At 60.6% G+C, this 12,445-nt stretch carries 9 protein-coding genes; 4 read left to right on the plus strand and 5 right to left on the minus strand.

The window, feature by feature from the left end; all coding sequences use genetic code 11:
- The first annotated feature begins 11 nt into the window (after positions 1–11).
- Positions 12–2,960, plus strand: coding sequence for a hybrid sensor histidine kinase/response regulator (locus QQL76_RS09840; RefSeq protein ID WP_499207475.1), 2,949 nt, complete (start codon positions 12–14; stop codon positions 2,958–2,960).
- Between the two features lie 52 nt (positions 2,961–3,012).
- Here QQL76_RS09840 and QQL76_RS09845 read toward each other — a convergent pair whose 3' ends face one another.
- A complete protein-coding gene (locus QQL76_RS09845) occupies positions 3,013–4,941 on the minus strand; it encodes a methyl-accepting chemotaxis protein (RefSeq protein WP_499207476.1) in 1,929 nt (642 codons plus the stop codon).
- A 374-nt stretch (positions 4,942–5,315) separates the two neighbouring features.
- On the opposite strand from QQL76_RS09845, the gene QQL76_RS09850 reads away from it, so the two are divergent.
- The 3 genes from QQL76_RS09850 to QQL76_RS09860 all read left to right on the plus strand — a co-directional run bounded on the left by QQL76_RS09850 (position 5,316) and on the right by QQL76_RS09860 (position 8,428).
- The gene (locus QQL76_RS09850) at positions 5,316–6,722 is read left to right on the plus strand and encodes an NAD(P)/FAD-dependent oxidoreductase (protein WP_499207477.1); all 1,407 of its coding nucleotides are present in this window, start codon (positions 5,316–5,318) and stop codon (positions 6,720–6,722) included.
- A 192-nt stretch (positions 6,723–6,914) separates the two neighbouring features.
- Positions 6,915–7,526, plus strand: a complete 612-nt coding sequence (gene nadE / locus QQL76_RS09855) for an NAD(+) synthase (RefSeq protein ID WP_499207478.1) — start codon at positions 6,915–6,917, stop codon at positions 7,524–7,526.
- Positions 7,496–8,428 (plus strand): nicotinamide-nucleotide amidohydrolase family protein, encoded by a 933-nt coding sequence (locus QQL76_RS09860; RefSeq protein ID WP_499207479.1) that lies wholly within the window; start codon positions 7,496–7,498, stop codon positions 8,426–8,428. Before nadE ends, QQL76_RS09860 begins: the two co-directional genes overlap by 31 nt.
- 130 nt (positions 8,429–8,558) lie before the next feature.
- Here QQL76_RS09860 and QQL76_RS09865 read toward each other — a convergent pair whose 3' ends face one another.
- The 4 genes from QQL76_RS09865 to QQL76_RS09880 all read right to left on the minus strand — a co-directional run bounded on the left by QQL76_RS09865 (position 8,559) and on the right by QQL76_RS09880 (position 12,379).
- Positions 8,559–8,792 (minus strand): DUF6894 family protein, encoded by a 234-nt coding sequence (locus QQL76_RS09865; RefSeq protein WP_499207480.1) that lies wholly within the window; start codon positions 8,790–8,792, stop codon positions 8,559–8,561.
- Between the two features lie 125 nt (positions 8,793–8,917).
- Positions 8,918–9,376: a hypothetical protein gene (locus QQL76_RS09870; RefSeq protein ID WP_499207481.1), complete on the minus strand. Its 459-nt coding sequence runs from the start codon at positions 9,374–9,376 to the stop codon at positions 8,918–8,920.
- Positions 9,377–9,617: 241 nt separating this feature from the next.
- On the minus strand, positions 9,618–11,525 hold the full coding sequence (locus tag QQL76_RS09875) for a glucose/sorbosone family PQQ-dependent dehydrogenase (RefSeq protein WP_499207482.1): 1,908 nt from the start codon (positions 11,523–11,525) through the stop codon (positions 9,618–9,620).
- A gap of 116 nt (positions 11,526–11,641) precedes the next feature.
- Positions 11,642–12,379: a DUF2243 domain-containing protein gene (locus tag QQL76_RS09880; RefSeq protein WP_499207483.1), complete on the minus strand. Its 738-nt coding sequence runs from the start codon at positions 12,377–12,379 to the stop codon at positions 11,642–11,644.
- Between the last annotated feature and the right edge of the window lie 66 nt (positions 12,380–12,445).

The following is a 12,445-nucleotide window of genomic DNA, read 5'->3' on the forward strand; positions in this document are numbered from 1 at the left end:
CCATCTGAAGAATGAAGTCGGTCACGAAACTCTCGATCCTTCTCAACCTCTGTTTCAGTGCAGCGATAGCTGTGGCCGTTTCGTTGATCGTCACGGCGGACCGAGCGGATACGATCGAACGAGGCTACAAGGAGGCGGAAAGCCTCAACGCTGCTCTTGCTCAGCAAATGAGCCAGATACTTGGCCTAACCGTCGCGACGCTGCGCCTGTACCTGTCGGACATCAATGCCCAAGGATACAGCAGCGATACGGCCGAAGCGATACTCACCGACAATTTCCTCACGTCGGTGCAGGAAATTCCGTCACTTTTCGGTCTCTACGTCATCGACCGCAATGGATATCGTGCAGTCTCCACCGACAACCGGCTGACGGTGACGGCTGACATGCGCGAGGCGCCGGAATACCAAGCGGCGTTGAGGGATCCCTCGCCCCACGTGATCACGTCTCCTCCGCGAATGGTCAACGTCTTCGGCGATCCCAACGACGATACTTGGGTCTGGATGATCTCCATGCCTATCGTGAACGCGGCCGGCGAATTCGATGGCGTGCTTTCCGCTGCCGTGTCCGTCGATGCGCTCGCATCGATCGTAGCCTATCATGCAACGCGTTATGGTGCCGTTGCTGGCGTGATGACCAATGACGGGTATCTCGTGGCGCGCGCGCCGCTGGATCGCTCGCTTCTTGGGAAGAACATTTCCGATCGCCCGATCTACCAGGAGGCACGCCGCGCAGCGCTAGCGCGAACGCGAAGCAGCTCTGCCGATGGAATTGAACGTTTTATCGTAGCGCAAACAATTCCGCGGTTCGACGCCTACGTCTATGTCGGTCATTCGATTTCGTTTGTCCTTGCTCCATGGTGGACACGCAGCATTCTCTTGATCGCCATGGGTGCAACCGCGTCTCTGCTGGCAGCCTTGATGAGCTACCTCATCTTCCGGTCGCAAAGGATCCGACGCGATCTCGAACAGGAGCGGCTGCGACGCGGCAACCTCCTCGCCAGCGCCTCCATCAACATGGTGCAGATCGAGCATGCGGATGCGGTCGTGCAATATGCCGGCATCACCGCTCTCGCCTTGACGCAGGGGCGGACATCCACGATCCAGCTTTTCGCCTGCGACTGCCACAACACCCAGTCGACCTTTCCGCCCACCCAGCATGCAATCAATCTGTTGGGCACACCCGTTCAGAGCCGGCTCGAAGCAACGCGCGTTAGCTTTGTGCTAACCGATGTCGAGATGATGGAGATGGTCGGGCCGACGGGCAGTGCGGAACCGTTGAGCGCGCTCTATCTGATAACCCCGGTCATGGGGAAGTTAGGCGAAGTTCTCGGCGCCGTCATCATCGGGCGAGAGAAGGGGGAGTTCGACTCCCACCATCAGGCAGAGATCGCGCAACTGGCGTCGGTGATGGCGACATGCATCGAAAACCTGTTGTTGATCGAAAACAGGATGGCTGCCCTGGAAGGCCAGCGCGCTGCCCGATCACAGATGCAGGCCGTGTTGTCGTCGATCACCGACCCGGTTTTCGCCTTGGATAACGACTGGCGCATCGTCTATTTCAACCACGCGGCTGAGGAAGATGGGTGGCAGCCGGCAGATCGGATAATAGGCAGTATCTTCTGGGACGTCTTCCCTGAAGCTGTCGAGACCGAGGTCTTCGGCGAGTATCAGCGCTCGAAATCGAGTGGACAGCCGACGGCTTTCGATCTCTATCTACCGCTGAACAAGCGCAATTATTTCGTCAGTGCCTTTCCTCATGAGGAAGGCCTGACAGTTTATTATCGCGACGTGACCGATCAGAGAGATCTGGAGTCGCGGGTGCGCCAGCAGCAAAAGCTCACTGCGATAGGGCAACTCACCGGCGGGATTGCTCACGATTTCAACAACATCCTCACCGTCATCATCGGTTGCACCGAAGCGCTGCTCGACAATGCGAAAGATCTGACGGCCCCAGCGGCGATCCAGTTGAACATGATCAAGCAGGCCGGTGATCGGGCTGCGGAACTGACGCACCGGCTGCTCGCCTTTGCCCGGCGCCAGCCACTCAATCCGCAAGTGAGCAATATCGTCGATCTGCTGCGCGAAGCCGTTCCGCTGGCCCAGATCAGTGCCGGCGGATCTGTCGCTCTCGAGCTGTCCACCGCACCTTCTTTATGGAAAGCTGCCGTCGATCGCGGCGAATTGCAAAATGCGCTGCTGAACCTTGTCCTCAATGCGCGCGACGCGATGCCGAGCGGAGGTCGCGTGCTGATCGAAGCGACGAACCGAACATTCGATGAAACGGTGGCTTCAGATCGCGAAATTCGCGCCGGCGACTATGTGATGGTCGCGGTTTCGGACACCGGTGTCGGCATGAGTGCGGAGCAGCAGCTTCAGGCTTTCGAGCCGTTCTACACCACGAAGCGACCCGGGGAAGGCTCAGGCCTGGGTCTGCCGATGGTTTACGGCTTCGCCAAGCAAACCGGGGGCGACGTTCGCATTTACAGTGAGCTGGGGATCGGCACGACCATTGCGATCTATCTTCCACGTGCGACCGACGAGACTGCCGGAGTGTCCGATGTCCCCGCCGCACCAGTGATCGGGGGCAAGGGGCGCGTTCTACTCGTCGAGGACGACGATCTCGTTCGGATGCACACCGAAGCCTGTCTGCGCAAACTCGGTTATGAAAGCGTCAGTGTTCCCGACGGCAACGCTGCGCTGAGCGTCCTTCATGAAGGAGAAGTTTTCGAGATTTTGTTAACCGACGTGGTCTTGCCCGGTGGTCTCAACGGCAAGCAGGTGGCGGATGCCGCGTCATCACATCTGCCGTCGATCAAGATCGTCTATATGTCGGGCTATACGGAGAACTCGATCGTGCATCACGGCCGGCTCGACCCCGGCATCACGTTCCTGAGCAAGCCGTTCCGACTTTCGGAACTCGACGCGAAACTTCGCGAAGTTGTCGATGGCCTACGAAATTGATGCCGCGCCGCTGTCGGTGACAGCGGCGCGGCATCGATGGCGGCGAATGACTTCAGAACTCTTGCCAGCCTGAGCCGCCGGTCGAGCCGTTGGCGACACGCCGCTCCATCGGGGCGGCACTCGCCATCGAAAAGGATGGAGTCGAAGGCTTCGCCATCAATTTCGACATTTCCCGCAGGGACGAAGCAGGATCGCGCATCGGCAGCTTGAACTTCGCCGTGATCTGGCGGAGAGCGCTGGCTTCATGCGCCAGACCTTCCGTCGCCGAATTGCTCTGCTGAACCATCGCCGCATTTTGCTGGGTCAGCTGATCCAGGTGACCAACGGTCGAGTTGATCTCGGAGATGCCGATTGCCTGTTCGTTGGCAGCGCTGGTGATCGCCTCCATGTGCTGATTGATCGACAGAACATAGCGTTCGATGGACGCAAGCGCCGTGCTGGTCTGCCGCACGAGATCGACCCCTGCGCGAACCTCCTGGGATGAGCTGGAAATCAGTTGCTCGATCTCCTTGGCTGCACTGGCCGAGCGCTGGGCGAGCTCCCGCACTTCTTGCGCGACGACGGCGAACCCCTTGCCGGCATCCCCGGCGCGTGCCGCCTCGACGCCGGCATTGAGAGCCAGCAAGTTGGTCTGGAAGGCGATTTCGTCGATGACGGCGATGATGCTCGCGATCTGCTGCGACGAGCTTGCGATGCGCTGCATGGCGGCCTCGGCATCCTTGACGATCTCGCCGGACTGCTTGGCACTCGCATTGGCATCTTGAGCGACCGCGCGCGCCTCGGCCACTCGCAACGCGGAGTTCTTCACGTTGACCGTGACTTCTTCCAGAGCCGATGCCGTCTCCTCCAGCGAAGCCGCCTGCTGCTCGGTCCTGCGCGCAAGATCCGATGTGCCGGAATTGATCTCGGACGCACCCGATTGAATGGAGACGACAGCGCCGCCGACCGCTCCGAGCGCCTCTCCAAGCTGAGTGATCGTGTGGTTCAGGTCCTGGCGCAGTCCGTCAAATTCGGGAGCGAAGGGCGTGTCGATCTGGAACGCGACATCGCCTTCGGCCAGCCTTCCAAGGGCTGTGGCGAAACCTTCCACCGCGTTGCGGACCCGCGCGTTCGCTGCGTCTTCGGCAGCCATCTGCAGCGTCTCCCGCTCGGCCTCGCGTTTTTTACGTTCGTCGGCCGCCTGAAGCTCGAACTGATGTTTGGCAACAGCGGACAGACGAAGCTCCTCGATGCTCCGACCGAGCGCGCCCATTTCGTCTTCCCGCTGCCGATAGGGTACATCCACCTGAAGCTGCCCTTCACGAATGTCTTTAAGGACATTCTGCAACAGGAGGAGCGGCCGGATCAGCGACCGGGAGATCACGGCGATGCTGAAGACCACGATGAGGAAAAGCAGGCTGCCAGCGCCAATGGTCGCGATCGCCGCATTGCTTGCTGCCGCATCCGCTGTGCTTTGGCGCTCGGTGAGCAGCGAGCCCTCGAGCTGAACACCTTCATCCAGTTTCGCGCGGATGCCCCGGAACATCTCCCGCCCTGCATCGACGAGGCCCGCCTTGACCGTGTTGACCTCTGACTCCTGCGCAGCCCGGATCATGCCGGAGACGGCCGTCGCTTCCCACTCGTCACGCAACCGCGCAAGCTCGGTCAGCGTCTGCTGCTGCACGGCGTTGTCCTCGGTCAGCGTGGTGGTGCGGGCATGGATCGTGTTGAAACTGGCCTTGTACTCCTCGAAGCTTTCCAGGTAGCTCGGATTGGCCGTCGTCAAATAGCCCCGGATCGACGATTGCTGGAGCGCCAGCAGCGTTTCCATCTCCTTCAACTCGGAGATGACCGTCATCGTATGCATGTTCCAGCGGGTCGAATTCTTCAGCAGGTCCAGCGCCATATACGTATAGGCGAACGCAGCTACAGATGTGCCCATGAGAACGATAAAGCAGAAATAGACCTTCTTCTTGATGCTGATTGCTTGCCACTTGACCACGACAGAGTCCCCTTAGAACGACGAGAGCGCCTGCGCCCGAACCAAGGAGAGCCTGTTATGCAGAGGCAAAAATCCGAATTAACTCAAATTGAAATAGATTAAACTCGGCTGCCTGCGAGCCGGAGACCCGCGCGGCGTGGACGGTTCGAGGGCCGTTTCCGCCCTCAGTGCGAGGTTTTCGTTTGATTCTTACGAACAAAGCGCCGGTTGAGCTGTTCGGCGGGCTGGAAGGTCCAATGCCAGCGGTTTCTGGTGTCGGCTCAATGAGCCCGCGAAGGCTCCAGGCGTCGGAGCCGTCGCGGGATTCTCTGTGACGAGTCCAAATGATCGCCATCAGCGGGCGTCGGGAAGCGATTTAGACAGGAGCTTCGTTCATGGATTCACGCGTGCCCAACCATCACGCACCCGGCTCACGGCGCACCCGCAAGTCCGATGTCGTCATCGTCGGAGCGGGATTTGCGGGTCTCGAAGTCGCGAAGGAATTGGGCAGTGCTGGCGTCGAAACGGTGGTGATCGATCGACACAATCATCATCTTTTTCAGCCGCTCCTCTATCAGGTCGCGACCGCAGCGCTGTCGTCGACCGATGTCGCCGAGCCCATTCGAAAGATCCTTCGCGGCAAGGAATCGGTCCAGGTGCTTTTCGGCGAGGTTTCTGAAGTCGATCCCGTCGATCGCGAGATCCGGATGACCTGTGGGCAGCGCATCGGCTTCAACCATCTCGTGCTCGCGAGCGGGGCCGGTCACAGCTACTTCGGCAGGGATGAGTGGGCGCAATGGGCGCCTGGGCTGAAGACAATTGAAGATGCACGCCACATCCGGTCGCAGCTGCTTTTGACCTTCGAGCGCGCGGAGCGCACGGACGATCTCGTCGAACAGCAAAGACTTCTCAATGTCGCGATTATCGGCGGTGGGGCCACCGGCGTAGAGCTTGCCGGGGCGATTGCTGAATTGAGCAGGTTCACGCTTGCCCGCGACTTCCGCAGCATCAACTCGGCAGCGGCGAAAATCACGCTGATCGAAGCGGGGCCACGATTGCTGGCTGGTTTTTCCGAGGACACCTCTGCCTATGCGAAAGCGAGGCTGGAACGATTGGGCGTTCAGGTTCGAACCGGCCAGGCGGTCGACCATGTCGGGCCGACCTCGATCAGCATCGCCGGAGACCACGTACCGGTTGGCCTGGTGATTTGGGCCGCTGGCGTCGCTGCCTCGCCGCTTGCCAAGCAACTCGGTGAGACCGACAGAGCAGGGCGCATCGCCGTGGACGAGACATTGTCGGTTCGCGGTCAGCCCGGCATCTTCGCTCTTGGCGATGTGGCCGTTTTTCGAGACGAGAGCGGGCAGGCCCTGCCAGGTCTTGCGCAAGTGGCCAAGCAGCAGGGGGCACATCTCGGCCGCTCGCTGGCAGCACATATCACGGCGGGCGCTCCTTTGTTGCCTTTCCGCTACGACAGCCGCGGCAACACGGCGATCGTCGGACGACATGCGGCGGTTTTCGAGCATGGAAAGTTCAAGGTGAAGGGCTGGTTCGCCTGGCTCGCCTGGGCCGTGATCCATGTGTATCTTCTGGTCGGCTTCCAGCATCGCTTCATCGTCTCGATGCAATGGCTGTGGCGCTATCTGACCTATGACCGCGGGGCACGGCTGATCGCCGGCGACTACGTGGAAGTGGACGATCCTTCCGTCGCACCTCTGCCGCGCGAAAGAGTGCGCAAGCCCGAGCATTCGACACCGGTTTCATCTGACGGGAAGGACCAGCCCGCCGAAATTGCTTCTTCATGAAGAAGAGCGGGCGCGCCGCAAGGTGATGCTGCCGGTCCCGGCCCGAATTTGGCGTTCTGTCGTCTGATCCAGCACTCCTACGACCGCACGCCTTCAGCTTTACAACAATTCCAGCGAGCCGAATCCAGGACTTAAGCCAGCTTCCAGGAACCCCGGGCTGTGGAGTTGGTTGGGACGGCGGAGGAAAAGCCGATGCATCATCTCGACGAAATTCTCGAACTGTCGCGGCAGAAACAACGAGGACAACTCTCTCCCTGGTTCGATGCGCAACTGCGTGAGCAGATCGAGGCCGAACAGTTTCTTGAGCCGTCCGTTTTGCGTGACCTGAGCCAGCGGCTGATCCGGCAACTGACGGACTATCGTGAGCAGGCGGGTATGTCGACCGCCGTCCTTGGAATGTCCGGCGGGGTGGACAGCGCTCTGACCGCCGCAATCTTGAAGCGGGCCGGGTGGCACGTCGTCGGTTACACGCTCCCGATTGAACAGGACCCAACCGAAACCGAACGTGGTGTCGAGGCTTGTAATGCTCTGGGCCTCGAGCATCTGCATCTCGACCTGTCGCAGCAGTACCGGGCTCTCTTGGACACATTCAGCCCGCTGGATCCCGCTTTCGCTCAGTCCGACACGGCGGCCGCGCGGACGCGACGCGGCAATCTGCGTGCGCGACTTCGGATGATGACACTCTACGACCAAGCTCATCGCTTCGGCGGGCTGGTCGCGAGCACGGACAATTTCTCCGAGCTGGGCGCTGGCTCTGGACGCTTCACGGGGATGTGGGCGACCTGGCGCCACTGCAATCGCTGATCAAGTCCTGGGAAATTCCTTGGCTGGCGCGGGAATTGGGCGTTCCCGAACGAATTCGGCGCGCCAAGCCCACGGACGGCCTGGGGATCGGGGAGGGGGATGAGGCACAGATCGGCGCCACTTATCTGGAGTGGGACATCACTATATTCGCGGTGGTCGAAGCGCTCCGCCACGATCCGTCACTGACTGTGGAGCGTCTGATCGACGCTCTCGGTGCACAGGACGATCCCGTCGCGCAAGAGACGATCGCGACCGTGATGCGACGGGTTAAGGCCACCTGGTTCAAGCGTATGAACCCGATTGTCTTTTCTCATCCGCAGGCCGATCGGTTCGGCATGTTGACGATGATCGACGATCGCTTTTTCCGACCCGAGGTGCTGCGCGTCGAGCACGCTCTTTCGTCGTTCTCGGGCGAGATCGCGAGAGCCGGCCAGCTTCTCGCAAACGAGCTACAGGAACGCGACATGCGGCTGGTGACGGCGGAGTCCTGCACGGCAGGTCTGCTCGGCGCCTGTGTCGCTGCCGCACCGGGGAGTTCGTCGGTCTTGGAAGGCAGCTTCGTTGCCTATCGTCCTTCAATGAAGATCGATGCGCTGGGCGTCTCGGAACAGCTTATTGAGCAACAGACCGTGTACGATCCTAAGGTAGCCCTTGCGATGGCGGAGGGTTCCCTGCAGCGCGCTCCGTCCGCCGATATGGCCGTGGCGATCACAGGAGTGGCTGGACCCGCCCCGGATGAGGGCAAGCCGGTCGGACTGGTCTATATTGCGACGCTCGACCGAGACGGCGCGTCGAAGGTAACGGAGAACCACTTCGAAGGGCAGCCGGCCGAGATCGTCGCGGCTACCCTGTTGCAGGCGCTCCATCAGAGCAGGGCGATGCTGGTCGCCTCAAATTCTTGAGATCATGGTCCTTGGCATGGGTGCGGAGAAATCCTCACTCCGCTTGCACCTTGACCACATGGATCGAAGTTCAGCTTCGCGCTTTCGATCCAGCGTGCCGTTGACCACCTAAGGAATGCACTGACGCATCTTACGTGTCTTGAGCGCTGAAATCGAACCGGCACTCGTGAATACAGGATCCAGTGGCATCCCTGACTTGGATGACCAAGTGTCTTCTGGGGCCGTCGGGCAGGAGTTCTCGCGCGATATCGCCAAGCGCATCGGCCGCTGCCGCTCGAACATCTGAAAGCCGATCAAACTCGAGGCCCACGTCGTCCCTGTCGATTTTGACACCATCAACAAGATCGAAAAAGTATCGAGCCATCCCTGCCTCTCATTGTGCTGCGCGTTTCAAGCGTCCAAGCGCGGTGTTGCGCGAACGTTCCCGGTCACGACATCCCGTTCGCGATGCTGCAGACCTGGACGCCATGGTTGAGCCAAGCGCAGCTCTCACCTGCACCACGATGCATTGGAAGGTTCCTGAAGGCCGTACACGCGAACACTTGGCACGATCGAAGCGTCCGGAACGATCGTCCGGACAAGGTGGCTCAGTTCCAGCAGCGCTCTCGAAGGTGCCTCACCCACCGTGACAGTCTCGATGCGCCATGCGCTGGTCTGCGCGATGTCGCGCAGCGCGGCAGGGGCATCTCGACCCGGACCTGATACGAGGATCAGCGTCGAAGGCCCAGGCTCACGTTCAAGCAGCTCGAGAAGTTGCCGTCTCGCTGGTTTGGTGCACGTCTCATCAGCCGCGTCACGCTGCGCCAGAATGCGAAAGCGAAACCGTGCGTAGCTTTGGAAATACCAGAAGCTATCGCTCTCCGGTACCTGGCCACGGATGGAAACTGTGGCGATCCTGCGCCGGTTGCCGCGCTCGTCTGATGCTGCCGCGCGAACGACGTTACCCACGTCCACGACAGGTCCATCACGGTGACCCGCATGGACATCCAGGAAATTCAGGTTGTCGAGCCAGATATGGACTGATCCATTGACGAGGCTTGGATGCCGCCTGGCTCTTCCGACTTCACCAGGAAAACGCATATGTGGTTTCGTCTTCAGCGTTTCGGCAATCATCCCATCCTCCCGGAGCCAAACCGTCCTGTGGCCGAACCGGGAGAATGGGATGATGTTCCTGTTGCGCCGCGGTAGATCAGTGAGTTTCGGCAATTTGCTCCGTTGTCAAAACGCCGAACTCGTTGCCCCAATTGTTGCGGATGTAGGTCGTGATTTCCGCAAGATCGTTGTCGCTGAGGCGTTCGCCGAAGGGCGGCATGTAGCCGAAGCCGTGCACGACAGCCCTTGCCACGAAGTCATCGTCGCCAAGGCGCTCGTTGCCGGCGAGGACTGCCCCCGCGCCGCCTTGGCCACGGCCATCAGCACCATGGCACATCGCACAATTGGCCGCGTATTTGGGTCCGCCAAGCGCCGCGACATCGGCGATGTTGGACTCCTCCGTGACGGAGACGTCTTCACCGCCGGTCTCCTCTTCGGTTCTTGCCGTTTCCGTGCCGGCCCCTGTCGCGGGGTCCTCCCATTCCTGCGGCGCCTCCGCCGTGGAGCCGGTTCCGGCCAAAGCCTCTTGCGTGGTCGATGGTCCGCTGGCGAAGCCGAGACCGCCACCGTCGGCGCCATAGGTGAACATCAGGATGGAACCAGGATTGTGAATGACGGACGTGTTGAGGCCGTCACCGAACTTCTGGGCGGCGGATCCGAAGGCATCTGTCGCGATGAACACGGTGCGGTTGTCAGGCGCAACGATCACGTCGCGGTAGCGGTTCTGGGTCGAAAGCCATGCAACGGGATCGCCGTCGGCTTCCTGTCCATCCTCCGACAGGGGCTGCACATAAAGCGTCCCGTGCTTCAGCGTTGGAATAAGAACGGAGTTGTCCCATTCGGCGATGCCGTCATCGCCCGCTTGATATGGCAGAATGGAGGACGGGGCCATCGTCGGGTCGCAGATGTAGCCACAGATCGCACCAATCGGATAATCGTCTTCGACTGTCCAATAGGTTGCAAGAGGCTCTACCATGTCAGCCTCGAAGCTGCTTTCCTCGAACTGCGGAACAGTGTCCGGAACCGGATTGGCCGTGAGGTCGACATCTTCGGGCGCTTCGCTCCAATTGATGTAGCGATAGGCTTGGTCATCGATCGTTCCGGCGACCCGGGGCCAGCCGTAATTGCCGCCCGAGCGAATGATGTTGAGCTCGTCGTCGGTCGCCGGTCCGTGTTCGGCTTCGTAGAGCGTGCCGTCCGCACCGAAAGCAAGGCCTTGGGGGTTGCGGTGGCCGTAGCTGAAGACATGGCTTCGCACTCCCTCGATCTCCGGATTGTCGTGGGGAATGGAGCCATCGAGGTTCAAGCGCAAGATCTTGCCCGAATAGGTGCGCCAGTTCTCGTCATCCACCTCGTCCTGCGTCGGAAGTGCGAGTGCAAGATTGGGCCGACGTTGGTTGCGCCCGAAATTGGCACCCTGCTCGCCGATGGAATAGTAAAGCTTATCGTCCGGCCCGAAGACGACACGCCCGGCATTGTGGTCGTTCCACGCTGGCAGGCCGCTGAGGACGATCTCCGGCTCGACGAGTTGCTGCATGGCGTCATCGTAGCGGTAGCGCACGATCTGCGCAGCGGGATCAGGCGCCTCGGCCGTGCCGTTGTTGATCGTGTAGCTGAGATAGACGAAGTCGTTGCCGGTTCCCTGAAGGAGCTCCGGGTGCAGGGCGAGACCCAGAAGGCCCTCATGTTGCGGGCCCGTGTAAACGTCCGGAATGGTGAGAAGAACCTGTTGGCTGCCGCTGGTCGGCTCGATGCGGGTAACTTCACCGCTCGTGCGTTCCGTCAGCCATATCTGGTCATCCGGTCCCCAGCGCATCGCCCACGGATTATCGAGGCCCGATGTTAGGACGCGTGAAGCGAACAGTGAATTGTCGCCAGTCTCGATTTCCACGGGGACCACCTGGGCTGCAGCATAGCTGGCGCCGACGACAAACGCACCGACCACGAGGACGCTCGCCCTCAATCGGCGGGCGTTGCGTTGCAGGCGGCTTTTTCTGTCGGTCATGTCGGCACTCCGTTCTGAGATGAGGATCGCTCGGCGGCACGCCGATCATCACGCCAACCGCCCACGCCGGTCGCTGTTCCATGCGGCAGCACTTTTTCCGTTGCCCGGTGGCGCAGTTAGATCCGGCTCCAATCCAGACAGCCGGCCGGAATGCCAGAACCGCTAACGAGGAGGGCGCCATTGGCGTAAAGCGCCCATCGGCGCTCAGGCGCCAAGTCCGTGACGACGACACCCATGGCCGGATCGTGCCAGACCAGCCGCGCATCGAAGCGCCTTAGAGTGTCCAGCACCCGTTCGGGACCAAGCGCAGGACTGAAGACGATCGTCGTGAAGGGTTGATCGGACGGCGGTTTGAATGTCCATGCTGCAAGGCCTGCTGTCGCCAAGAACAGAAGGAGCAGAGGGGCGCCTGCGACTGTGGCAGGCTTTCTTCGTGAACGGTGTTGAAAGAACACGCCGAGCATCAAGGGCAGCACGCCAAACCCGACGAACCAAAGAAGGTCCCACAACAAGGGGATTTCGCTGTCGACCCTGATCCGGTGGATGCCGAGCAGCCAATGCGACAACAGTCCATCGACCACGCGCCAAAGCCCGAAGCCGATGAGCAGAAAGCCCCACGGCCTGCCGCGAGCCTTTGATCGCCAGAGACCGATGAGGGCAACGGCTGCAAACACATACATCAGTGCATGGAAATAGCCATCCCACAGGATCTGCAGCCGCAGGTCGTCCATGCCGGGCACGAGGCTGAGCAGATGATGCCACTGCAGGATCTGATGGAGAAGTATGCCGTCGAAAAAGCCGCCGAATGCAAATCCGAGCAGCAGGCTCCACGGGCTCGGTGATTGTTCACGCATGACGAAACTCCCCTTGGCGGCCGAACATCACGAGCGGACCGATGTTCCAGAGGAGGCAAGGCGACC

It is taken from the genome of Rhizobium albus (genome assembly GCA_030160035.1).
Classification (GTDB): domain Bacteria; phylum Pseudomonadota; class Alphaproteobacteria; order Rhizobiales; family Rhizobiaceae; genus Georhizobium; species Georhizobium albus.